Genomic DNA, 22627 nt, shown 5'->3' with positions numbered 1-22627 from the left:
GTCTCGACGCAACCAGAATGACTTTGTGTATCGTCTTCGTTTTGGGCTACCATTGCGGCCCGGTGGAGCAACTTGCTGCCACATTACATTATCATAATGACAAACTAACATAGTCAGAACATACGGCGCCTTATGATTGTTTTCTCCTCGTTACAAATTCGTCGCGGCGTACGGGTCCTCCTGGACAACGCCACCGCTACCATCAATCCTGGCCAGAAGGTCGGTCTGGTGGGCAAAAACGGCTGCGGCAAGTCCACGCTGCTATCGCTTTTGAAAAACGAGATTAGCGCCGACGGCGGCAGTATGACCTTTCCGGGCAACTGGCAGCTGGCGTGGGTTAATCAGGAAACCCCTGCCTTACCGCAGCCAGCCATTGATTATGTTATTGACGGCGATCGCGAATATCGCCAGCTCGAAGCCGATTTAAATCGGGCCAACGAGCTTAATGACGGCCACGCCATTGCGACGGTGCACGGTAAACTGGATGCTATCGATGCCTGGACCATTCGTTCACGCGCTGCCAGCCTGTTGCACGGTCTGGGGTTCAGTAATGAGCAGCTTGAGAGCCCGGTCAGCGACTTTTCCGGCGGCTGGCGTATGCGCCTGAACCTCGCGCAGGCGCTGATTTGCCGTTCCGATCTGCTGCTGCTCGATGAGCCGACCAACCACCTCGATCTCGACGCGGTTATCTGGCTGGAAAAATGGCTCAAAGGCTATACCGGCACGCTGATTCTGATCTCGCACGATCGCGACTTTCTGGACCCGATCGTCGATAAAATTATTCATATCGAACAGCAAACGATGTACGAATACACCGGTAACTACAGCTCGTTTGAAGTGCAGCGTGCCACCCGCCTGTCGCAGCAGCAGTCAATGTATGAGAGCCAGCAGCTGCGCGTCGCCCATCTGCAAAGCTATATCGATCGCTTCCGCGCCAAGGCGACCAAGGCCAAGCAGGCGCAAAGCCGTATTAAGATGCTGGAGCGCATGGAGCTTATCGCCCCGGCTCACGTCGATAACCCGTTCCACTTTAGCTTCCGCGCCCCGGAGAGCCTGCCAAACCCGCTGCTGAAAATGGAAAAAGTCAGCGCCGGCTACGGCGAACGAATTATTCTGGACTCCATCAAGCTCAACCTGGTGCCCGGTTCGCGTATTGGCCTGTTAGGGCGTAACGGCGCCGGTAAATCAACGTTGATTAAGCTACTGGCCGGTGAACTTCAGCCGCTGCACGGCGAGATTGGCCTCGCGAAAGGCATTAAGCTTGGCTACTTTGCCCAGCATCAGCTGGAGTTCCTGCGCGCTGACGAATCCCCTCTTCAGCACCTGGCTCGCCTGGCACCTCAGGAGCTGGAGCAAAAGCTGCGCGATTATCTCGGTGGGTTTGGCTTCCAGAGCGACAAGGTCAACGAAGAGACGCAGCGTTTCTCCGGTGGCGAAAAAGCACGTCTGGTGCTGGCGTTAATCGTCTGGCAACGCCCTAACCTTCTGCTGCTCGATGAACCAACGAACCACCTCGATCTCGATATGCGCCAGGCGCTGACCGAAGCGCTGATTGATTTCGAAGGCGCGTTGGTCGTGGTCTCGCACGATCGCCACCTGATCCGCTCCACCACCGACGATCTTTATCTGGTGCATGACGGTAAGGTCGAGCAGTTCGATGGCGACCTGGAAGATTATCAGCAGTGGCTAAGCGACTCGCAGAAGCAGGAGAGTCAGTCGTCTGACGTCGCCAAAGATAACGGCAACAGCGCGCAGGCTCGCAAAGACCAGAAACGGCGGGAAGCTGAGCTGCGGACGCTCACGCAGCCGCTGCGTAAAGAAATTACCCGCCTCGAAAAAGAGATGGATAAGCTCAACGCTCAGCTTGCCCAGGCGGAAGAGAAACTCGGCGACAGCGAGCTGTATGACAACTCCCGTAAAGCCGAGCTGACCGCCTGCCTGCAACAGCAGGCCAATGCGAAATCGGGCCTGGAAGAGTGCGAGATGGCCTGGCTTGAGGCGCAGGAGCAGTTGGAACAGATGATGCAAGAAGGCTAAAGCCGGTTATGCTAAGGCAGGGGCATAAACGCAGCGGCGTCGGGCTATGGGATCGCGCCGTTATATGCCCCTGCTAAAACAGCAACACTCATCTGCGAAGAGGCATTGCCATGGTAAAAAAAACGCTTATTTCTCTCTCACTGCTTTGCGCCCTGACCCATACCGCCTTTGCTGCCTACACTGAGAGCGAATTAAAGAACAAAGAAAACGTCATCGCCTTTTATAATAAAGCGCTGAATGACAAAGACTTTGACGCTGCAAAACCCTATCTCGGAAAGGAGTATATCCAACATAACCCGGGAGCAAAGGATGGGCCGGAGGGCTTTCGTCAGTTCATCACTTTTCTGAAAGACAAATTCCCCGATTCTCACAGCGAAATAAAACGCGTGATTGTCGACGGTGACTATGTTGTTCTGCACGTTGCTTCCACCGGCCGCGAGCCGGGCATCACCCGCGCGATAATCGATATTTTCCGCCTCGACGCGCAGAACAAGATCGTAGAGCACTGGGACGTTATCCAGACAGTTCCGGAAAAAACCGCCAGCGGCAACAGCATGTTTTAAGCCGGTGGCGCAGCCACCTGCTCCGTGCGGTGGCTGTTTCTCCTCTCGGGGTTTCCGGTCGGCACGCTTTCTTAATCCAGCTAGCATTCATCACCGCCCCTCAATTTCGTGTAACCTATAGCGCAGGCCGCAAGACCACATATTGGATAACCTGCGCACTTCATGCGCGGTATACTGTTTTATAAGATGATTAACTGCTCTGGTGCTATGGTTGAAATCACCCCCACAGAAATGACGCCCCCCGAAGACGACTCGCGCGAGTTCCACCCAATGCGCGGCGTGGGTAATCGTCATCTGCAAACCATGCTGCCGCGCCTGATCCGCCGTAAACTGGGCTTCACGCCGTACTGGCAGCGCCTTGAACTGCCGGACGGTGATTTTGTCGATCTCGCGTGGAGCGAAAATCCCGCCGAGGCACCGCACAAACCGCGACTGGTTGTGTTCCACGGGCTGGAAGGCAGTCTGCACAGCCCGTATGCTCACGGCCTTATTCACGCAGCCATGCAGCGCGGCTGGCTGGGTGTGGTAATGCATTTTCGCGGCTGTAGCGGCGAACCTAACCGGAACAATCGCATCTACCACTCGGGCGAAACCGAAGATGGCAGCTGGTTCCTGCACTGGCTACAGCGCGAATGGGGTGCGGTACCGACCGCCGCCGTCGGCTATTCCCTGGGCGGAAATATGCTGGGCTGCCTGTTGGCGAAAGAAGGCGATAGCGTCCCGCTCGATGCGGCGGTCATCGTCTCAGCCCCGTTTATGCTCGAAGCCTGCAGTTCTCATATGGATAAGGGTTTTTCCCGGGTCTATCAGCGTTATTTGCTCAACCTGTTAAAAGCCAACGCTGCCCGTAAGCTCAAAGCCTATCCCGGCTCGCTACCGGTTGATTTACGCCAGCTCAAAGGCATGCGCCGCATCCGCGAATTTGACGATATGATCACCGCCAGAATCCACGGGTTTGCGGATGCGCTGGACTACTATCGTCAGTGCAGCGCAATGCCACGACTCAGCGACATTACCAAACCGACGCTGATTATCCATGCGAAGGACGATCCTTTTATGGATCACCACTCGATCCCGCCGCAGGCTCAGCTGCCGGCAAACGTCGAGTATCAGTTGACGGAACATGGCGGGCACGTCGGGTTCGTCGGTGGTACGCTGCGCAAGCCGGAAATGTGGCTGGAAAGACGCATCCCGGACTGGTTAACCCGTTGGTTGGGAGCACAAAAATGATTATTCCCTGGCACGATCTGGATCCCGAAACGCTGGATAATCTGATCGAAAGCTTTGTGTTGCGCGAAGGCACAGATTATGGTGAACATGAACGCTCGCTGGCGGATAAAGTCGCCGACGTCAAACAACAATTGAAAAGCGGAGAAGCCGTGCTGGTGTGGTCAGAACTACACGAGACGGTCAACATCATGCCCCGCAAGCAGTTTCACGGCTAAGGCGGCGCCACACCATCGTTTAATCTGGGAGTTGTTATGTCTGCCAAACATCCGGTGATTGCCGTCACGGGCTCCAGCGGCGCGGGAACCACGACCACCAGCCTCGCCTTTCGTAAAATCTTCGCACAGCTAAACCTGCGTGCCGCGGAAGTGGAAGGCGACAGCTTTCATCGCTATACCCGCCCGGAAATGGACATGGCAATCCGCAAAGCGCGAGATCAGGGGAAGCACATCAGCTACTTTGGTCCGGAAGCGAACGACTTCGGCCTGCTGGAAAATACCTTCCTTGAGTACGGACGAAACGGTAGCGGCCAGTCGCGCAAATATTTGCACACCTATGACGAGGCGGTGCCGTGGAACCAGGTACCGGGCACGTTCACACCGTGGCAACCGCTACCGGAGCCGACCGATGTCCTGTTTTATGAAGGGCTGCACGGCGGGGTTGTCACGCCTCAGTATGACGTTGCGCAGAATGTCGACCTGCTGGTCGGGGTCGTGCCCATCGTCAACCTGGAGTGGATTCAGAAGCTGACCCGCGATACCAGCGAACGGGGGCATTCACGTGAAGCGGTGATGGACTCCGTGGTCCGTTCGATGGAGGACTATATCAACTTCATTACGCCACAGTTTTCACGCACGCATATCAACTTCCAGCGCGTTCCCACCGTCGATACCTCCAACCCGTTTGCGGCGAAAGGCATTCCGTCTCTGGATGAAAGTTTTGTGGTGATTCACTTCCGCAACCTGCGGGATATCGATTTCCCCTGGCTGCTCGCGATGCTACAGGGCTCGTTTATCTCACATATCAATACGCTGGTAGTGCCGGGCGGGAAAATGGGGCTGGCGATGGAACTCATTATGACGCCGCTGGTAGAGCGCCTGATGGAAGGCAAAGCGATTTAAATGGCCGGGCGGCGCGACAAAACGGTGTAAGCCCGGTAAGCATCGCGCCACCGGGCATCTGGTATTACGCTTCCACCACTTCAAATGTATGAGTGATGTTCACCGCTTTTTGCAGCATCAGCGCTACCGAGCAGTATTTCTCCGCCGACAGTTCTACCGCACGCGAGACCGCCGCATCTTTCAGCTCTTTGCCAGTCACGATAAAATGCATATTGATATGGGTAAACAGGCGCGGCGCCTCTTCCCGGCGTTCCGACGTCAACTTCACTTCGCAGTTGGTCACGTTGTGGCGACCTTTTTGCAAAATAGACACGACATCGATCGCACTGCATCCACCCGCCGCCATCAGCACCATTTCCATCGGGCTTGGCGCTTTATCCCCGGAGTTGCCATCCATCAAAATCTGATGACCCGATGCGGACTCTCCAATGAAGGTTAACCCCTCAACCCATTTCACACGAGCTTGCATAAAATTTAACTCCAAGGTTGCAATTTTCCTGACAGATTACGCGCACATAACAATTCTCGCAACGGAAGGCGACCTGCATCATGCTGAAGCGAGACACCAGGAGACATGCGGCAAAAGCTATGCTAAAACAGTCAGGATGCTACAGTATTACATTGATGTACTGCATGTATGCAGAGGAGTTCACATTACAGGCTGAAGAAAAATCACCAGCCGTTTCCCAGGCATAGGGAAACAATACGATTGCATGCCCGGATGCCGTGTTGTGTCGGCACCCGGAGATAGCTTATAACAGAGGATAACCGCGCATGGTGCTTGGCAAACCGCAAACAGACCCTACCCTCGAATGGTTCTTGTCTCATTGCCACATTCATAAGTACCCATCTAAAAGCACGCTGATCCACCAGGGTGAAAAAGCAGAAACGTTGTACTACATCGTCAAAGGCTCTGTGGCTGTGCTCATCAAGGATGAAGAAGGGAAAGAGATGATCCTCTCCTACCTCAACCAGGGCGATTTCATCGGTGAATTAGGCTTGTTTGAAGAAGGCCAGGAGCGTAGCGCCTGGGTACGTGCGAAAACCGCATGTGAAGTGGCCGAAATCTCCTACAAAAAATTCCGTCAGCTTATCCAGGTCAACCCGGACATCCTGATGCGTCTGTCGTCGCAGATGGCTCGTCGTCTGCAGGTAACCTCAGAAAAAGTGGGTAACCTTGCCTTCCTCGACGTCACCGGGCGTATCGCTCAGACGTTGCTGAATCTGGCAAAACAGCCAGACGCGATGACCCATCCTGATGGTATGCAGATTAAAATTACCCGTCAGGAAATTGGTCAGATCGTGGGTTGCTCCCGCGAAACCGTTGGCCGTATCCTGAAGATGCTGGAAGATCAGAACCTGATCTCTGCACACGGTAAAACTATCGTCGTCTACGGTACGCGTTAAGTCGATAAAACGGCGTATTGCACCCGCAATACGCCGTTTTTGTTTCCCCATTATGTGGCGCAGGCTGATTTACCACCCGGAAGTCAACTATGCACTGCGGCAAACGCTGGTGTTGTGTTTGCCTGTCGCAATCGGTCTCTTCCTCGGTCATCTACAGCAAGGCCTGCTGTTCTCGTTAGTGCCTGCCTGTTGTAACGTCGCTGGCCTCGATACACCTCACAAACGCTTTTTTAAGCGATTGATCGTTGGCGGTTCGTTATTTGCCGGCAGCAGCCTGGTCGTCCAGCTTCTGCTCCAGCAGGATATCCCGCTGCCTCTGATTCTCAGTGGCCTGGCGCTGCTGCTTGGCGTCACGGCGGAAATCAGCTCCCTGCACGCCAGGCTGCTGCCCGCATCGTTAATTGCCGCGATCTTTACCCTGAGCCTTGCCGGGAACATGCCCGTCTGGGAGCCACTGCTGATCTACGCTCTCGGGACCTTGTGGTATGGCCTGTTTAACTGGTTTTGGTTTTGGCTCTGGCGCGAACAGCCGCTGCGTGAATCGCTGAGCCTGCTCTATCGGGAGCTGGCTAACTACTGCGAAGCGAAATACAGCCTGCTGACGCAGCATATCGATCCGGCCACTTCGCTGCCGCCGCTGCTCACGCGCCAGCAAAAGGTGGTGGACCTGATAACCCAATGCTACCAGCAGATGCATATGCTGGCGGCGAACCAGCGCAACGACCACAAACGTCTGTTGCGGGCCTTTCAGGTGGCGCTGGATTTACAGGAACATATTTCCGTCAGCCTGCATCAACCCGAAGAAGTGCAAAAGCTGGTAGAGCGCAGCCACGCGGAGGCGGTGATCCGCTGGAACGCGCAAACCGTAGCTGCCCGCCTGCGGGTGCTGGCCGATGACATTCTGTACCACCGCTATCCGCAACGCTTTCATATGGATAAGCAAATCGGTGCGCTGGAGAAAATTGCCTGGCAGCATCCTGACAACCCGGTCGGACAATTCTGCGCCTGGCACTTTAGTCGAATAGCCCGGGTTTTGCGTACCCAGCGCCCGCTCTATGCCCGCAACCTGATGGCAGATAAAGAACGTCGCCTGCCGCTGCTGCCTGCGCTGAAGAACTATCTCTCATTGAAATCACCGGCATTACGCAACGCCGCCCGCATCTGCGTGATGCTATCGGCAGCCAGTCTGATGGGTAGCGCCCTGAATCTGCCCAAGCCCTACTGGATCCTGATGACGGTGCTGTTCGTGACCCAAAACGGCTACGGCGCGACGCGAGTACGTATCGTCCACCGGGCGGCAGGAACCCTTGCCGGTCTGGCCATCGCCGGACTGGCGCTGCACTTTCATGTCCCGGAGGGCTATACGCTCACCGCGATGCTGCTCGTCACGCTGATGAGCTACCTGATTATTCGCAAGCATTACGGCTGGGCGATGGTCGGCTTTACCGTAACGGCGGTGTATACCCTGCAGCTTCTGACGCTAAACGGCGAGCAGTATATTGTCGCCAGGCTCATCGATACGCTTATCGGCTGCCTTATCGCGTTTGGCGGCATGGTCTGGCTATGGCCGCAATGGCAAAGCGGGCTGCTGCGTAAAAACGCCCACGATGCGCTGGAAGCGGACCAGGAGGCCATCAGACTCATTCTCAGCGACGATCATCAGGCCCCGGCGCTGGCCTACCGCCGCATGCGTGTTAATCAGGCGCATAACTCACTGTATAACTCGCTGAATCAGGCCATGCAGGAGCCCGGTTTTAACTCACATTATCTTGACGATATGAAGCTCTGGGTCACCCACAGTCAGTTTATTGTTGAACATATCAATGCGATGACCACGCTTGCCCGTGAGCATACGATGCTGACGCCGGAGCTGGCCCGACGCTATCTGGAATCTTGTGAGATTGCGCTCCAGCGCTGCCAGCAGCGGCTGGATACCGATGGTCCGGGCAGCACTGGCGATGTGAATATTATGGAGTCGCAGGATGTAGAAGTGAGCCGTGGCCCGTTGAGTACGATGGAACAGCATTTGCAGCGGATCCTCGATCATCTGAACACCATGCACACCATCTCCTCGGTGGCATGGCGTCAGCGCCCGCATCACGGCATCTGGCTACGCGCGATTAAGCGCTAAGTACCTGCTGTACCGCCTGTGCAAAGCGGGCCATCCCTTCGGCAATATCCTTCTCGTCGATAACTAAAGAAGGTACAAAGCGCATAACATCCGGTCCGGCATTAAGCACCATCACGCCCGCATCTGCCGCGGCATACAGGAAATCACGCGCCCGGCCGTGATGCTGTGGCTTAAGCTCAGCGCCAATCAACAGACCCATCCCACGGATATCACTGAACAGGTCAAACTGCGCATCAATCTGCTGGAGGTACTGCACAAACAGCTCACGCTTCGCGTTCACACCGTTCAGCACGTCCGGCGTATTAATCAGGTCAAATGCCGCCCCGGCCACGGCACAGGCCAGCGGGTTGCCGCCGTAGGTTGAACCATGGGAACCGGCGTGGAATGCGCTGGCAATATCGTGGGTAGTCAGTACGGCGCTGATCGGGAAGCCACCACCCAGCGCTTTAGCGCTGGTGAGAATGTCCGGCGTTACGCCGTAGTGCATATAAGCAAACAGCGACCCGGTTCGTCCCATGCCGCACTGGACTTCATCAAACACCAGCAGCGCCTGATGCTCATCGCACAGTTCACGCAGCCCCTTCAGGAACTCTGGCGTTGCCGCCATCACCCCACCTTCTCCCTGAATCGGCTCGACCACTACCGCGCAGGTATGATCGTCCATCACCGCCTTGACCGCATGCAGGTCGTTAAACGGTACGTGGATAATATCTGCCGGCTTCGGACCGAAACCATCAGAGTATTTTGGCTGTCCGCCCACGGAAACCGTAAACAGCGAACGGCCATGGAAGGCATTATGGAAGGCGATGATTTTGGTCTTATACGGGCTGCGACGGGTAATCGTGTAGTGACGTGCCAGTTTGAACGCCGTTTCGTTCGCTTCCGTGCCGGAGTTCATAAACACCACGCGTTCGGCGAAGGTGGCATCCACCAGCTTACGACCCAGGCTCAGCGCCGGCTCGTTGGTAAAGACGTTACTGGTGTGCCAGAGGGTTTCACCCTGCTTATGCAGTGCCGCGACCAGAGCCGGATGACAATGACCTAACGCCGTCACCGCAATCCCGCCGGCGAAATCAACGTACTCTTTGCCCTGCTGATCCCATACGCGGCTACCTTTCCCCTTTACCGGGATGAATTCTGCCGGTGCATAAATCGGCAGAATAACTTCATCGAATGTGGCGCGGGTAATTACCGGTTGCTCAGTTGCCATGTCATGCCATCCTTCTTCGTTACGCAGTCATTATTTTGATAATCTAATCACAAAATATGCATAAAAAATCAGTCAATGGCAACTACAAATCACCGATTGAGGAAGTTTGCCAGCAGCCGATGCCCCTGCTCGCTGAGAATACTCTCCGGGTGGAACTGTACTCCTTCGAGATCCCACTCCCGATGGCGAATCCCCATAATCTCACCGCTTTCGCTGCGGGCCGTCACTTCAAAGCAGTCGGGGAGCGTCGCGGGGTCGATCAGCAGAGAGTGGTAGCGGGTAACGGTCAGCGGATTATTCAGCCCCTGGAAGACCCCCTGCCCGTTATGCTGGATGGGTGAAGTCTTGCCATGCATCACTTTAGCCGCCCGCACGATAGTCGCCCCAAACACCTGGGCAATGGCCTGGTGACCCAGACACACTCCCAATAGCGGAACCTGACCGGCATAATGCGCAATCACCGCCAGCGAGATGCCTGACTCATTAGGCGTACAGGGTCCAGGGGAGATAACGATTTTCTGCGGCGCCAGCGCCGCTATCTCCTGGAGCGTCAACTCATCATTACGCCTGACCAGCACCTCAGCTCCTAGTTCGCAGAAATACTGGTACAAATTCCAGGTGAAAGAATCATAGTTGTCGATAAGCAGGATCATAGCGGCTCCGGAAAGAACAAAACCGGGCTATTCTACTCAGATTCTCACGCTTCGCTTACCACTTTGCGAAAGATCCGCTCCAGGGGTTCAGGATCGCCCATCGCCCCCAGTTGATTGGCCTGGCTCCAGGCATCGGGGTCGATACCGCGCCAGTCGAGCACAAAGCCTGCGTGAAGGGCCAGCTGTTCAAAGAAAATCCGCTGAGCCAGGCCGCTGCCGAGGCGAAACGGGTGCAGGACGTTGATTTCTCCGTAGTACCAGCTTATACGCGTGACGAATGCCTCTCGGCTAATTCCGCTGAGATAGCGCTCTTCCTCCAGCGCCTGCATCAGCGTATTGCCCTCTTTCTCAATCCGCGCAAAGTGGCAGAAAGGCGTGTCTCCCTGATAAATATCGACTTCTCTGAATTGTCCCGCCCAGTCAAAGATATCCTGGTAGAGCTGATGGTGAATAAAACAGAGATAGGGTAGCCCGCGACCGCGCGGCCCCAGCGGCAGCGTCGCTGCACGCAGGGAAGTGATTTCCCAGGCGGTTTGCTCCAGACGCTGCGCCTGACGAATGCCAAGGCGGTTACGCATCACATTGAGCGCAGGATAGAGGTAAGGGTCGCGATCGTCGCCATATTTACTGCTCATGGCGCCTCCTGAGCTCGGCAAGACGCGCCAGCGCCCGTTCGGCGGTTAACGTAACCAGCGGGATCTCAGCGCCTTCCAGGCGACGGCTGGCCTGAAAATTGGCATTGCGGGTCTGTTCCCAGAGTTGGGATTTTTGCTTGTCAGTGAGTGAACGCATGGTCGCCTCCCTTATCGTCCCTCGTTTGCCACAAGTATAAGCAGCAATTTTGGGTTATGCAGAGAGGCTGGCAAGGCGCGGGCGATCCCCCGCGCGCTTAAAGACTTATGGCAGTACTTTCGCTGAGAGGATGACGACAGGTTTGGACGGAACATTCTGGTACGGCCCTACGTTATGCGTCTGTACCTGAGAAATCTTATCGGCCACGTCCATGCCTTTCACCACTTTACCAAAGACCGCGTAGCCAAAATCACGCTGCCCGTGGTCAAGGAAGGCGTTGTCCGCAATGTTAATGAAGAACTGGCTGGTGGCGCTATCCTGATCGGCGGTACGCGCCATCGCGATGGTGCCGCGGGTATTGCGCAGGCCATTATCAGCTTCGTTTTTAATCGGCGGGTTCGGCTGCTTTTGCTGCATCTGTTCGTTAAAGCCACCGCCCTGCACCATGAAGCCTGGGATCACACGATGGAAGGTGGTGTTGTTATAGAAGCCGCTATTGACGTACTTCAGGAAGTTATCCACGGAAATCGGTGCTTTCTGGCTATTTAACTCCAGCTCAATATTGCCCGCAGATGTCGTCAGCAATACATGAGGATCGCCCTTCGCCGCCATGGCCGGAGAGAAAGCTGAAATGGCGAAAACGGCAACCACCGCCGCCAGAGTTGATTTGAGCATGGGAATTCCTTAACGGAGCAGAATAAAAAGCAAGTGCATTGATTCTAAAGAGCCTTTGCATCCTGGGCCAGCCTTTTACCTAATTTTACGTAGCTGAAATAGTTGTTACGTCGCACTCATTAACCAGTGCGATAAATAAAAGAGATCCACATCACACTAATCCATGCAAAAAGCATCTCATTGCATAATAAACGTTTGCTTACATCACTCGAATGAATAAAATCTGTCCGCCCTGGCGCAGTCAATGCGCTTTACATTTCTATTCACAGGCCAGTCATGACTAACAGCAACCGTATCAAGCTCACATGGATCAGCTTCTTTTCCTACGCCCTCACCGGCGCGCTGGTGATCGTCACCGGGATGGTGATGGGAAATATTGCCGATTATTTCCACCTGCCCGTCTCCAGTATGAGCAACACCTTTACTTTCCTCAATGCCGGTATCCTGATTTCTATCTTCCTGAACGCCTGGCTGATGGAAATTGTGCCGCTGAAAACCCAGCTGCGCTTTGGCTTCATTCTGATGGTGCTGGCCGTTGCCGGGCTGATGTATAGCCACAGTCTGGCCCTGTTCTCTGCCTCCATGTTCGTTCTGGGGCTGGTCAGCGGGATTACCATGTCTATTGGGACCTTCCTGATCACTCACATGTATGAAGGTCGCCAGCGCGGCGCGCGTCTGCTGTTTACCGACTCTTTCTTCAGTATGGCGGGGATGATCTTCCCGATGGTCGCCGCCTTCCTGCTGGCCCGCAGCATCGAGTGGTACTGGGTTTATGCCTGTATTGGTCTGGTTTACGTTGCTATCTTTATTCTGACTTTCGGCTGTGAGTTCCCGGACCTGGGCAAAAAAGCGCAGCAGGACAGCCAGCCGGTCGTGAAAGAAAAGTGGGGCATCGGCGTGCTGTTCCTCTCGATTGCCGCGCTGTGCTATATCCTCGGCCAGTTGGGCTTTATCTCCTGGGTACCGGAATATGCTAAAACGCTGGGCATGAGCCTTGCCGATGGCGGCAAGCTGGTGAGCGATTTCTGGATGTCGTACATGATTGGTATGTGGTCATTCAGCTTTATCCTGCGCTTCTTCGACCTGCAGCGCATCCTGACCGTACTGGCAGGCCTGGCAACCGTACTGATGTACCTGTTTATCAACGGTTCGCCGGACAATATGCCGTGGTTTATCCTGACCCTCGGCTTCTTCTCCAGCGCGATTTACACCTCGCTCATCACCCTGGGCTCGCTGCAAACAAAAGTGGCGTCGCCGAAACTGGTGAACTTCGTTCTCACCTGCGGCACCATCGGTACCATGCTGACTTTCGTGGTGACAGGTCCAATTGTGGCAGCCAGCGGCCCGCTGGCTGCGCTGCACACCGCTAACGGCCTCTACGCAGTCGTCTTTGTGATGTGCTTAATTCTTGGTTTCGTCTCCCGTCACCGCCAGCACAACGCGTCAGCGGCGTCCCACTAAGCCTTCTCAGGCCCCTTTGCATCAGTGAAGGGGCTATTTCGGCTGAAGAACAGCTCCTCTCCTCCTCTGTCGGTCTGGATCCAGGTTTGCGCCAGCTGCGTTGTGGCAATGACCCGCCCCCGACGAATCGACCAGCGTACCGGCACCTGGCAACGAACCGCTTCAAAACCATTCTCTGCCGGTAGAATAATCAGGTTTGCCTGATTCCCCGGGACAATGCCGTAATCGTGTAGACCGAAGGTGCGGGCGCTGTTGTCGGTGATTAGCTTCAGACCGTCGTTAATCTGCTGATAGCCCATAAGTTGACAGACATGCAGACCCATATGCAGCACCTGTAACATATTGCCGGTGCCCAGCGGATACCACGGATCAAAAACATCATCGTGACCGAAACAGACGTTAATGCCCGCCGCCATCAGTTCTTTTACCCGGGTAATACCGCGGCGCTTTGGATAATCGTCAAAACGTCCCTGAAGGTGAATATTCACCAGCGGGTTAGCGACAAAGTTGATGCCCGAAAGCTTTAACAGACGAAACAGCCGCGAGGTATACGCGCCGTTATAGGAGTGCATTGCGGTGGTATGACTGGCCGTGACGCGAGAGCCAATGCCCTCTTTCAACGCCAGAGCAGCAACCGTTTCGACAAACCGCGACTGCTCATCATCAATTTCATCGCAGTGAATATCCAGCGGTCGCTGGTACTTCTGCGCCAGACGGAACGCAATATGCAGTGATTCCACACCATACTCGCGCGTAAACTCAAAGTGCGGAATGGCGCCCACCACATCGGCCCCGAGCCGCAGCGCCTCTTCCAACAAAGCCTCACCATCGGGGTAGGATAAGATCCCCTCCTGGGGGAAGGCGACTATCTGCAAATCTACCCATGGCGCTACCTCCTGCTTCACTTCCAGCATCGCCTTTAACGCCGTCAGCGTGGGGTCAGACACATCAACATGCGTTCGGACAAACTGGATCCCGTTGGCAATTTGCCATTTCAGGGTTTTCCACGCCCGGGTCTTCACATCTTCATGGCTCAACAGCGCCTTACGCTCCGCCCAGCGCTCGATACCCTCAAACAGCGTCCCGGACTGGTTCCAGTTCGGTTCGCCGGCGGTCTGGGTTGTATCCAGGTGAATATGCGGTTCAATGAACGGTGGAATCGCCAGCCCGCCGCGGGCGTTGAGCACCTCATAACTTTCGCTGCGCGCGTCCCCCATCGGGGTGATATCACCAAAGCAGCCTTTATCAATCGCTATCTGCCATAACCCTTCGCGGTCTGGCAGACGTACGTTCTGAACCAACCAAAGCGGAACTGCTGTCATCTTGATGACTCCCGTAAATATTGCCGATTTTTCGCCCAGATCATGAACATTTCCCCACATCCATTTTGTACACAAAACCAGCAATAAGGAAAAGCCTGAGTTTTCCACAACTTATAAAATTCCAGGAAAATCATGAGCATACCCATTAAGTGGTAGGTAAGGGCGATCTTGATTTGTATCAATAAGCGCACTGGCTGAATCGTTAAGGTAGGCGGTAATAGAAAAGAAATCGAGGCAAAAATGAGCAAAGTCAGAATCGCTATTATCGGTAACGGCATGGTTGGCCATCGCTTTATCGAAGAGCTTCTTGATAAGGCGCCTGCCGGACAGTTCGACATTACCGTGTTCTGCGAAGAACCCCGTATCGCTTACGACCGCGTCCACCTGTCGTCTTACTTCTCCCATCACACCGCCGAAGAACTCTCGCTGGTCCGTGAAGGATTTTACGAGAAACATGGCGTTAAAGTCCTTATCGGTGAACGCGCTATTACCATTAACCGCCAGGAGAAAGTCATTCACTCCAGCGCGGGACGCACCGTATTTTACGACAAGCTGGTGATGGCAACAGGCTCCTATCCGTGGATCCCGCCGATCAAAGGCGCTGAAACTCAGGACTGCTTCGTTTACCGCACCATTGAAGATCTCAACGCGATTGAATCCTGCGCGCGGCGCAGCAAACGCGGCGCCGTCGTTGGCGGTGGCCTTCTCGGCCTTGAAGCCGCGGGCGCGCTGAAGAATCTTGGCGTGGAAACCCACGTCATCGAATTTGCGCCAATGTTGATGGCAGAACAGCTGGATAACATGGGCGGCGAGCAGCTCAAGCGTAAAATCGAAAGCATGGGCGTGAAGGTCCATACCAGCAAAAATACGAAAGAGATTGTCCAACAGGGCAGCGAAGCACGGAAAACCATGCAGTTCGCCGATGGCAGCGAGCTACAGGTCGACTTTATCGTCTTCTCCACCGGTATTCGTCCGCGTGATAAGCTGGCAACCCAATGTGGTCTGGCCGTGGCACAACGCGGCGGCATCGTGGTAAATGACACCTGCCAGACCTCCGACCCGGATATCTATGCTATCGGCGAATGCGCCAGCTGGAACAACCGCGTCTATGGCCTGGTCGCGCCGGGTTATAAAATGGCGCAGGTCACCGTCGATCATCTTCTCGGCAACGATAACCGCTTTATCGGCGCCGACCTCAGCGCCAAACTGAAGCTGCTTGGCGTTGATGTGGGTGGTATCGGCGATGCGCATGGCCGCACGCCGGGCGCCCGTAGCTACGTCTATCTTGATGAAAGCAAAGAAGTCTACAAGCGTCTGATCGTCAGTGAAGATAATAAAACGCTGCTCGGTGCGGTGCTGGTCGGCGATACCAGCGACTACGGCAACCTGCTGCAACTGGTGCTGAACGGCATTGAGCTGCCGGAAAACCCTGACTCACTGATTCTGCCAGCGCACGCGGGCAGCGGTAAGCCGTCAATTGGCGTCGATAAACTGCCGGACAGCGCGCAAATCTGTTCCTGCTTTGACGTCACCAAAGGGATGCTGATTTCCGCCATTAACAAAGGCTGTCATACCGTTGCCGCGTTGAAAGCCGAAACCAAAGCCGGTACCGGCTGCGGCGGCTGTATCCCGCTGGTGACTCAGGTCCTGAACGCGGAGCTGGCGAAACAGGGTATCGAAGTTAACCACAACCTGTGTGAACACTTTGCCTACTCCCGCCAGGAGCTGTTCCATCTTATTCGCGTTGAAGGCATTAAAACCTTTGAAGAGCTGTTAGCAAAACACGGTAAAGGCTACGGCTGCGAGGTGTGTAAGCCGACCGTCGGCTCCCTGCTGGCCTCCTGCTGGAATGAGTATATCCTCAAGCCTCAGCATACCCCGCTGCAGGATACGAACGATAACTTCCTCGCCAACATCCAGAAAGACGGTACCTATTCTGTTATTCCGCGCTCCGCCGGCGGCGAAATCACGCCGGAAGGCCTGGTAGCCGTGGGACGTATCGCTCGCGAATATAACCTTTACACCAAAATCACCGGTTCGCAGCGTATCGGCCTGTTCGGCGCGCAAAAAGACGACCTGCCGGAGATCTGGCGCCAGCTGATTGAAGCCGGCTTCGAAACCGGCCACGCGTACGCAAAAGCGCTGCGTATGGCCAAAACCTGCGTCGGTAGCACGTGGTGCCGCTACGGCGTCGGTGACAGCGTGGGCTTCGGCGTCGAGCTAGAGAACCGCTACAAAGGCATTCGTACACCGCACAAAATGAAGTTTGGCGTCTCGGGCTGTACTCGTGAATGTGCGGAAGCACAGGGTAAAGACGTGGGGATAATCGCCACCGAGAAAGGCTGGAATCTGTATGTCTGCGGCAACGGCGGGATGAAGCCGCGCCACGCTGACCTGCTGGCCGCCGATCTCGACCGCGAAACGCTGCTCAACTATCTCGATCGCTTTATGATGTTCTATATCCGTACCGCCGATAAGCTGACGCGTACCGCACCGTGGTTAGACAACATGGAAGGCGGTATTGATTACCTGCGCAGCGTCATTATCGACGACAAACTGGGTCTGAATGCTCACCTGGAAGAAGAGCTGGCGCGTCTGCGTGCCGCTGTCGCCTGTGAGTGGACTGAGACGGTTAACAACCCGGCGGCGCAGACCCGCTTCAAACACTTTATCAACAGTAACCAGCGCGACCCGAATGTTCAGGTCGTTCCGGAACGTGAACAGCATCGTCCGGCCACGCCGTATGAGCGTATCCCGGTCACTCTGGTGGAGGAAAACGCATGAGCCAGTGGGTAAACATCTGCAAGATTGACGATATCCTGCCTGCAACCGGCGTCTGTGCGCTGCTCGGCCAGCAGCAGGTTGCCCTGTTCCGGCCTTACCATGACGATCGGGTCTTTGCGCTCAGCAACATTGACCCGTTCTTCAACGCCAGCGTGCTGTCACGCGGTATCATTGCCGAACACGAAGGCGACCTGTGGGTTGCCAGCCCACTGAAGAAACAGCGTTTTCGCCTGCGCGACGGTCTGTGCATGGAAGATGAAAGCCACTCTATTGCGCATTTCGACGCTCGAGTGAAAGATGGCAACGTCCAGCTGAAAGCCTGATGCCAGGGGTTCCCTCCTTACCCGGAGGGATCCCTATATTTTTCTTATGCCAACGAAGAGGTAGGCACCGGAAAAGTCATATATCCCGTAAACCCTCTACTGTTATGCTACACCCGCTTCCCCTCTCCCACTGCTTTGCTGCGAGGATGTTCCGTGGATCACTTACCTATTTTCTGTCAGCTACGCGATCGCGACTGCTTACTGGTCGGCGGCGGCGATGTTGCCGAACGCAAGGCGCGCCTGCTGCTGGACGCCGGCGCCAGATTAACGGTCAACGCGCTGGATTTCTCACCGCAGTTCCAGATATGGGCTGATTCGCAGAGGCTGACCCTGGTGCAGGCACCGTTTAATCCCGCGCTTCTCGATACCTGCTGGCTGGCGATTGCCGCCACCGACGATGAGTCGGTGAACCAACAGGTCAGTGAAGCGGCAGAGGCCCGGCGGATATTCTGTAACGTGGTGGATGCTCCACGGCAAGCCAGCTTTATTATGCCATCCATCATCGACCGCTCGCCGCTGATGGTTGCCGTGTCCTCCGGCGGTACTTCACCGGTTCTGGCGCGTCTGCTGCGCGAAAAGCTGGAATCAGTTCTGCCACTCCATTTAGGTCAGTTGGCCCACTATGCAGGCCAGCTGCGTTCGCGGGTCAAAAAACAGTTTGCAACGGTTAGCGAACGCCGACGCTTCTGGGAAAAACTGTTTATCAACGATCGTCTGGCACAATCTCTGGCCAATGAAGACCGCCAGGCCGTTGCTGATACCACCGAACAGCTGCTAACGGAACCGCTGGATCACCGTGGTGAAGTGGTGCTGGTCGGAGCCGGTCCCGGCGATGCCGGTCTGCTGACTCTCAAAGGACTCCAGCAAATTCAGCAGGCGGACGTCGTGGTCTATGACCGTCTGGTCTCCGACGATATTATGAATCTGGTCCGTCGCGACGCCGATCGGATTTTCGTCGGTAAACGTGCGGGCTACCACTGCGTACCGCAGGATGAGATTAACCAGATCCTGCTGCGCGAGGCGCAGAGCGGTAAGCGCGTGGTGCGTCTGAAAGGTGGCGATCCCTTTATCTTTGGCCGCGGCGGCGAAGAACTGGAAACCCTGTGCCATGCCGGGATCCCCTTTTCGGTGGTGCCAGGAATTACCGCAGCTTCCGGCTGTTCCGCCTATTCTGGCATCCCGTTGACCCATCGCGATTTCGCGCAAAGCGTGCGCTTAATCACCGGACACCTGAAAACCGGTGGTGAGCTGGATTGGGAAAATCTGGCAGTAGAAAAACAGACCCTGGTGTTTTATATGGGGTTAAACCAGGCGCCGGCTATTCGGGAGCAGCTTATTGCGCACGGCATGGCCGCGGATATGCCAGCGGCCATTGTAGAGAACGGTACGGCAGTCAGCCAAAAAGTGGTCTCCGGCACCCTGGATCAGCTGGATGTTCTGGCGCAGCAGATGGCCAGCCCGGCGCTGATTATCGTGGGCCGCGTGGTGAGCTTGCGCGACAAACTGAACTGGTTCTCACATCACTGATTCAGGCTATCCTTGAAAAGCAAAAGGGCGGGATAACCCGCCCTTTTCTGTTTCCCGACCGGCTATCGCTTACGGTCTGGCCACAAAACCGATGGCTTCGTACACCGCCTTCAGAGTCTCAGACGCGCGAGCGCTGGCCTTATCGGCCCCGTCTCTCATCACCTGGTTCAGGAATGCTTCATCGTTACGGAAGCGGTTATAGCGCTCCTGCAGTTCCTGCAGCATACCGGATACCGCCTCGGCTACTTCGCCTTTCAGGTGACCATACATTTTGCCTTCGAAATGCTGCTCCAGCTCCGGAATACTCCGCCCGGTGACGCCCGAGAGGATATCCAGCAGGTTGGAAACGCCGGCTTTATTCTGCTGGTCATAGCGAACAACAGGCGGCTCGTCACCGTCGGTCATTGCACGCTTGATCTTCTTCACGACCGATTTCGGGTCTTCCAGCAGGCCGATCACGTTATTGCGGTTGTCGTCCGACTTGGACATTTTCTTGGTCGGCTCAAGCAGGGACATCACGCGGGCGCCGGATTTCGGGATAAACGGCTCAGGCACTTTAAACACGTCGCCATAAATGGCGTTGAAGCGCTGGGCAATATCGCGGCTCAGCTCCAGGTGCTGTTTCTGATCTTCCCCAACGGGAACCTGGTTGGTCTGATACAGCAGGATATCCGCCGCCATCAGCACCGGATAATCGAACAAGCCGGCGTTGATGTTTTCTGAATAGCGCGCGGACTTGTCCTTGAACTGGGTCATGCGGCTCAGCTCACCAAAATAGGTGTAGCAGTTCAGCGCCCAGCCCAGCTGCGCATGCTCCGGCACGTGAGACTGGACGAAGATGGTGCTTTTCTCAGGATCGATACCGCATGCCAGGTAAAGCGCCAGCGTATCCAGCGTCGCTTTACGCAGTTTCTCCGGGTCCTGACGCGCGGTAATGGCATGCAAATCAACGATGCAGTAGATGCAGTGATAGTCATCCTGCATACCCACCCACTGACGCAGCGCACCCATATAGTTGCCAATGGTCAATTCACCTGAGGGCTGTGCGCCACTAAAAACGATGGGCTTAGTCATGTTTTAATTCCTGAGTTTCACTGTACGGTAACCCGAGAGCGGGTAGGAGTTCATTAAATTGGTCGAAGATATAGTCTGGTTCGCTAAGCGCAATCGACTCGCCGTAGTTATACCCGTAGGTCAATCCGATTGAGCAACAGCCGGCCGCTTTAGCCGCCTGAATATCATTGCGTGAATCACCGACGAACAGCAGCTCAGCGGGCGTCACTCCCAGCTTCTGCGCCACCAGCAGCAGCGGATCCGGGTGCGGTTTTTTATTCTTCACATCGTCACCGCCGATAACAACGGTGAAATATTTAGCGATATCCAACGCTTCCAGAATTGGCGCAACGAACGGCGTTGGCTTATTGGTCACCAGCGCCAGCGGCAAGCCTTTCGCGTGCAGAGCACCGAGCGTATCGGCAACCGACGGGAACAGGAAGCTGCCCTCTTCCGCCGCCTCAGCATAGTAGCGGTCGAACAGCTTACGCAGTACCGTCAGCTGCTCTGCCTGAGGAATATCGTCATGATCGACAGAAGGCTTACCGATGGCCGCGCGCTGCGCTGCACGCTCCTGACGCGCCCAGCTCAGGGCACGTTCCATCAGAACATCCGCCCCGTTACCGATCCAGGTCACGACGCGCGCCTCACCTGCCGTCGGCAATTCCAGCGCATAGAGTGCGCTATCAACCGCCGCCGTCAAACCCGGCGCGCTATCAACCAGCGTGCCGTCAAGGTCAAAGGCGACACCGCGAACAGAGTGTAATTTATCCATGACTAACCTTTGCTAATTCACTACGCATTTCATCAATAACTTGCTTGTAGTCCGGCTTATCAAAAATCGCCGAACCCGCAACAAACATATCTGCGCCTGCTGCCGCAATATCCGCAATATTGCTGACCTTTACGCCACCATCGACTTCCAGGCGAATGTCATAGCCGGACGCATCGATGCGCTGACGCACTTCACGCAGTTTATCAAGAGTCTGGGGAATGAAGGACTGGCCGCCGAAACCCGGGTTCACGGACATCAGCAGAATAACGTCCAGCTTATCCATCACGTAATCGAGATAGCTCAACGGCGTCGCCGGGTTAAACACCAGGCCGGCTTTACAGCCATGTTCTTTGATGAGCTGCAGGCTGCGATCGACGTGTTCAGAGGCTTCCGGATGGAAGGTGATGATGCTGGCGCCCGCTGCGGCGAAATCAGGGATGATGCGATCGACCGGCTTCACCATCAGGTGCACATCGATAGGGGCGGTAATGCCGTAGTTGCGCAGTGCTTTCAGCACCATAGGGCCGATGGTCAGATTCGGCACGTAGTGGTTGTCCATCACGTCAAAGTGCACAACGTCTGCACCTGCTGCCAACGCTTTGGCGGTATCTTCACCCAGGCGGGCAAAATCAGCCGACAGAATCGAAGGGGCAATCAAATACTGCTTCATCCGCATCTCCTTGAAATTATTTAGTCTTGGGCGGACGGTAAAGAGCAAGAAGCTCGTCCACCTTCTTTCGTGTACCACCGTTGCTGCTGATACTGCGTCGCACTTTAACGACATGCAGTTTAGCCAGACGATACCATTCGCGCGTGAGCGCCGTATCGTGGTTGGAAATCAACACCGGAACCCGCTGTTCCAGTAGGTTCTCTGCCAGCCGGGCCAGATGGGCCTGCTGCTCAGAATTAAAGCTGCTCGTATGATATGCCGTAAAATTGGCAGTAGACGACAGCGGGGCATACGGCGGATCGCAATAAACGACTGAAGAACCGTCCGCTCGCGCCATGCTGTCGGCATACGATTCGCAGTAGAAGTACGCATTTTGCGCCTTCTGGGCAAAATGATACAGCTCGGCTTCCGGGAAGTAAGGCTTCTTATAACGGCCGAACGGTACGTTAAACTCACCGCGAAGGTTGTAGCGACACAGGCCATTGTAACCGTGGCGGTTAAGATACAGGAACAGCACCGCACGGCGCAGCGGATCCTGACTTTGGTTGAATTCAGTGCGGAACTGGTAGTATTGCTCTGCCGCGTTATTCTCGGGCGTAAACATGTCACGCGCCGCCGCAACGTACTCATCCGTCTGCGTTTTGACGATGTTGTAAAGACCGATCAGATCGCTATTGATGTCCGCCAGAATATAACGAGAAAAGTCGGTATTAAGAAATACCGACCCTGCACCAACAAAGGGTTCAATCAGACAATCGCCCTGCGGCAAGTGCTTTTTAATATCGTCAAGCAGGGGGTATTTCCCCCCTGCCCATTTCAGAAAAGCGCGATTCTTTTTCATGCTGCCTAACTAATTACCACATTCTCCGGCTGTGGAGAAAGCTCCGACAGCACCC

General features: G+C 55.3%; 22 protein-coding genes. 11 read left to right on the top strand and 11 right to left on the bottom strand.

Annotated features, from left to right (window positions below; all coding sequences use genetic code 11):
* Positions 1 to 132: 132 nt before the first annotated feature.
* From ACMYSK_RS21430 to ACMYSK_RS21410, 5 genes are all read left to right on the top strand, one after another.
* Positions 133 to 2037: an ABC transporter ATP-binding protein gene (locus ACMYSK_RS21430; RefSeq protein ID WP_434638440.1), complete on the top strand. Its 1905-nt coding sequence runs from the start codon at positions 133 to 135 to the stop codon at positions 2035 to 2037.
* 110 nt (positions 2038 to 2147) lie between these two features.
* A complete protein-coding gene (locus ACMYSK_RS21425; RefSeq protein ID WP_434638439.1) occupies positions 2148 to 2600 on the top strand; it encodes a nuclear transport factor 2 family protein in 453 nt (150 codons plus the stop codon).
* Positions 2601 to 2870: 270 nt separating this feature from the next.
* The gene (locus tag ACMYSK_RS21420) at positions 2871 to 3830 is read left to right on the top strand and encodes a hydrolase (protein WP_434644271.1); all 960 of its coding nucleotides are present in this window, start codon (positions 2871 to 2873) and stop codon (positions 3828 to 3830) included.
* Positions 3827 to 4045, top strand: a complete 219-nt coding sequence (locus ACMYSK_RS21415) for a YheU family protein (protein ID WP_004868412.1) — start codon at positions 3827 to 3829, stop codon at positions 4043 to 4045. The genes ACMYSK_RS21420 and ACMYSK_RS21415 overlap by 4 nt, the downstream gene beginning before the upstream one ends.
* A gap of 36 nt (positions 4046 to 4081) precedes the next feature.
* Entirely contained in the window at positions 4082 to 4948 is an 867-nt protein-coding gene (locus ACMYSK_RS21410; protein ID WP_434638438.1) for a phosphoribulokinase, read from the top strand.
* 64 nt (positions 4949 to 5012) lie between these two features.
* On the opposite strand, the gene ACMYSK_RS21405 is transcribed toward ACMYSK_RS21410, so the two are convergent.
* Entirely contained in the window at positions 5013 to 5417 is a 405-nt protein-coding gene (locus tag ACMYSK_RS21405) for an OsmC family protein (RefSeq protein WP_434638437.1), read from the bottom strand.
* 305 nt (positions 5418 to 5722) lie between these two features.
* Here ACMYSK_RS21405 and crp point away from each other — a divergent pair, with 305 nt between their 5' ends.
* Both crp and ACMYSK_RS21395 read left to right on the top strand, forming a co-directional pair.
* On the top strand, positions 5723 to 6355 hold the full coding sequence (gene crp, locus ACMYSK_RS21400) for a cAMP-activated global transcriptional regulator CRP (RefSeq protein ID WP_000242758.1): 633 nt from the start codon (positions 5723 to 5725) through the stop codon (positions 6353 to 6355).
* 52 nt (positions 6356 to 6407) lie between these two features.
* Positions 6408 to 8486: a YccS/YhfK family putative transporter gene (locus tag ACMYSK_RS21395; protein ID WP_434638436.1), complete on the top strand. Its 2079-nt coding sequence runs from the start codon at positions 6408 to 6410 to the stop codon at positions 8484 to 8486.
* On the opposite strand, the gene argD is transcribed toward ACMYSK_RS21395, so the two are convergent.
* The 5 genes from argD to ppiA form a co-directional block, all read right to left on the bottom strand.
* Positions 8476 to 9696, bottom strand: a complete 1221-nt coding sequence (gene argD / locus ACMYSK_RS21390; protein WP_434638435.1) for a bifunctional acetylornithine/succinyldiaminopimelate transaminase — start codon at positions 9694 to 9696, stop codon at positions 8476 to 8478. The two genes, ACMYSK_RS21395 and argD, sit on opposite strands and share 11 nt — an antisense overlap.
* An 89-nt stretch (positions 9697 to 9785) precedes the next feature.
* On the bottom strand, positions 9786 to 10349 hold the full coding sequence (gene pabA, locus ACMYSK_RS21385; RefSeq protein WP_434638434.1) for an aminodeoxychorismate synthase component 2: 564 nt from the start codon (positions 10347 to 10349) through the stop codon (positions 9786 to 9788).
* Between the two features lie 44 nt (positions 10350 to 10393).
* Positions 10394 to 10984, bottom strand: coding sequence for a putative adenosine monophosphate-protein transferase Fic (locus ACMYSK_RS21380; protein WP_434638433.1), 591 nt, complete (start codon positions 10982 to 10984; stop codon positions 10394 to 10396).
* A complete protein-coding gene (locus tag ACMYSK_RS21375; protein ID WP_434638432.1) occupies positions 10974 to 11141 on the bottom strand; it encodes a YhfG family protein in 168 nt (55 codons plus the stop codon). The genes ACMYSK_RS21380 and ACMYSK_RS21375 overlap by 11 nt, the downstream gene beginning before the upstream one ends.
* A 105-nt stretch (positions 11142 to 11246) precedes the next feature.
* Positions 11247 to 11816: a peptidylprolyl isomerase A gene (gene ppiA / locus ACMYSK_RS21370; RefSeq protein ID WP_004868429.1), complete on the bottom strand. Its 570-nt coding sequence runs from the start codon at positions 11814 to 11816 to the stop codon at positions 11247 to 11249.
* Positions 11817 to 12092: 276 nt separating this feature from the next.
* On the opposite strand from ppiA, the gene tsgA reads away from it, so the two are divergent.
* Positions 12093 to 13277, top strand: a complete 1185-nt coding sequence (tsgA, locus tag ACMYSK_RS21365) for an MFS transporter TsgA (protein WP_434638431.1) — start codon at positions 12093 to 12095, stop codon at positions 13275 to 13277.
* Here tsgA and ACMYSK_RS21360 read toward each other — a convergent pair.
* A complete protein-coding gene (locus ACMYSK_RS21360) occupies positions 13274 to 14599 on the bottom strand; it encodes a cytosine deaminase (protein WP_434638430.1) in 1326 nt (441 codons plus the stop codon). The two genes, tsgA and ACMYSK_RS21360, sit on opposite strands and share 4 nt — an antisense overlap.
* 240 nt (positions 14600 to 14839) lie before the next feature.
* Here ACMYSK_RS21360 and nirB point away from each other — a divergent pair, with 240 nt between their 5' ends.
* The 3 genes from nirB (at position 14840) to cysG (ending at position 19233) form a co-directional block, all read left to right on the top strand.
* The gene (nirB, locus tag ACMYSK_RS21355) at positions 14840 to 17383 is read left to right on the top strand and encodes a nitrite reductase large subunit NirB (RefSeq protein ID WP_434638429.1); all 2544 of its coding nucleotides are present in this window, start codon (positions 14840 to 14842) and stop codon (positions 17381 to 17383) included.
* Complete coding sequence (gene nirD / locus ACMYSK_RS21350) at positions 17380 to 17706, top strand: nitrite reductase small subunit NirD (RefSeq protein WP_434638428.1); 327 nt, start codon at positions 17380 to 17382, stop codon at positions 17704 to 17706. The genes nirB and nirD overlap by 4 nt, the downstream gene beginning before the upstream one ends.
* A 153-nt stretch (positions 17707 to 17859) precedes the next feature.
* A complete protein-coding gene (cysG, locus tag ACMYSK_RS21345) occupies positions 17860 to 19233 on the top strand; it encodes a siroheme synthase CysG (protein WP_434638427.1) in 1374 nt (457 codons plus the stop codon).
* Positions 19234 to 19302: 69 nt separating this feature from the next.
* Here the strand turns inward: cysG and trpS are convergent, their stop codons facing one another.
* The 4 genes from trpS to dam are packed head-to-tail and all read right to left on the bottom strand — an operon-like array spanning position 19303 to position 22572.
* Entirely contained in the window at positions 19303 to 20307 is a 1005-nt protein-coding gene (gene trpS / locus ACMYSK_RS21340; RefSeq protein ID WP_434638426.1) for a tryptophan--tRNA ligase, read from the bottom strand.
* Positions 20300 to 21061 (bottom strand): phosphoglycolate phosphatase, encoded by a 762-nt coding sequence (gph, locus tag ACMYSK_RS21335; RefSeq protein WP_434638425.1) that lies wholly within the window; start codon positions 21059 to 21061, stop codon positions 20300 to 20302. The genes trpS and gph overlap by 8 nt, the downstream gene beginning before the upstream one ends.
* Positions 21054 to 21731 (bottom strand): ribulose-phosphate 3-epimerase, encoded by a 678-nt coding sequence (gene rpe / locus ACMYSK_RS21330; RefSeq protein ID WP_434638424.1) that lies wholly within the window; start codon positions 21729 to 21731, stop codon positions 21054 to 21056. Before rpe ends, gph begins: the two co-directional genes overlap by 8 nt.
* Positions 21732 to 21747: 16 nt before the next feature.
* A complete protein-coding gene (gene dam / locus ACMYSK_RS21325) occupies positions 21748 to 22572 on the bottom strand; it encodes an adenine-specific DNA-methyltransferase (RefSeq protein ID WP_434638423.1) in 825 nt (274 codons plus the stop codon).
* Between the last annotated feature and the right edge of the window lie 55 nt (positions 22573 to 22627).

It is taken from the genome of Klebsiella sp. I138 (genome assembly GCF_051131765.1).
Classification (GTDB): Bacteria; Pseudomonadota; Gammaproteobacteria; order Enterobacterales; family Enterobacteriaceae; genus Klebsiella.
The sequence above is the reverse complement of the archived record's forward strand: the minus strand, read 5'-3'. Positions and strand labels throughout refer to the sequence as shown.

Coding starts and splice junctions, on each gene's coding strand:
- ACMYSK_RS21430 (WP_434638440.1), top strand. CDS start 133: ATGATTGTTTTCTCCTCGTTACAAATTCGTCGCGGCGTACGGGTCCTC.
- ACMYSK_RS21425 (WP_434638439.1), top strand. CDS start 2,148: ATGGTAAAAAAAACGCTTATTTCTCTCTCACTGCTTTGCGCCCTGACC.
- ACMYSK_RS21420 (WP_434644271.1), top strand. CDS start 2,871: ATGCGCGGCGTGGGTAATCGTCATCTGCAAACCATGCTGCCGCGCCTG.
- ACMYSK_RS21415 (WP_004868412.1), top strand. CDS start 3,827: ATGATTATTCCCTGGCACGATCTGGATCCCGAAACGCTGGATAATCTG.
- ACMYSK_RS21410 (WP_434638438.1), top strand. CDS start 4,082: ATGTCTGCCAAACATCCGGTGATTGCCGTCACGGGCTCCAGCGGCGCG.
- ACMYSK_RS21405 (WP_434638437.1), bottom strand. CDS start 5,417: ATGCAAGCTCGTGTGAAATGGGTTGAGGGGTTAACCTTCATTGGAGAG.
- crp (WP_000242758.1), top strand. CDS start 5,723: ATGGTGCTTGGCAAACCGCAAACAGACCCTACCCTCGAATGGTTCTTG.
- ACMYSK_RS21395 (WP_434638436.1), top strand. CDS start 6,408: ATGTGGCGCAGGCTGATTTACCACCCGGAAGTCAACTATGCACTGCGG.
- argD (WP_434638435.1), bottom strand. CDS start 9,696: ATGGCAACTGAGCAACCGGTAATTACCCGCGCCACATTCGATGAAGTT.
- pabA (WP_434638434.1), bottom strand. CDS start 10,349: ATGATCCTGCTTATCGACAACTATGATTCTTTCACCTGGAATTTGTAC.
- ACMYSK_RS21380 (WP_434638433.1), bottom strand. CDS start 10,984: ATGAGCAGTAAATATGGCGACGATCGCGACCCTTACCTCTATCCTGCG.
- ACMYSK_RS21375 (WP_434638432.1), bottom strand. CDS start 11,141: ATGCGTTCACTCACTGACAAGCAAAAATCCCAACTCTGGGAACAGACC.
- ppiA (WP_004868429.1), bottom strand. CDS start 11,816: ATGCTCAAATCAACTCTGGCGGCGGTGGTTGCCGTTTTCGCCATTTCA.
- tsgA (WP_434638431.1), top strand. CDS start 12,093: ATGACTAACAGCAACCGTATCAAGCTCACATGGATCAGCTTCTTTTCC.
- ACMYSK_RS21360 (WP_434638430.1), bottom strand. CDS start 14,599: ATGACAGCAGTTCCGCTTTGGTTGGTTCAGAACGTACGTCTGCCAGAC.
- nirB (WP_434638429.1), top strand. CDS start 14,840: ATGAGCAAAGTCAGAATCGCTATTATCGGTAACGGCATGGTTGGCCAT.
- nirD (WP_434638428.1), top strand. CDS start 17,380: ATGAGCCAGTGGGTAAACATCTGCAAGATTGACGATATCCTGCCTGCA.
- trpS (WP_434638426.1), bottom strand. CDS start 20,307: ATGACTAAGCCCATCGTTTTTAGTGGCGCACAGCCCTCAGGTGAATTG.
- gph (WP_434638425.1), bottom strand. CDS start 21,061: ATGGATAAATTACACTCTGTTCGCGGTGTCGCCTTTGACCTTGACGGC.
- rpe (WP_434638424.1), bottom strand. CDS start 21,731: ATGAAGCAGTATTTGATTGCCCCTTCGATTCTGTCGGCTGATTTTGCC.
- dam (WP_434638423.1), bottom strand. CDS start 22,572: ATGAAAAAGAATCGCGCTTTTCTGAAATGGGCAGGGGGGAAATACCCC.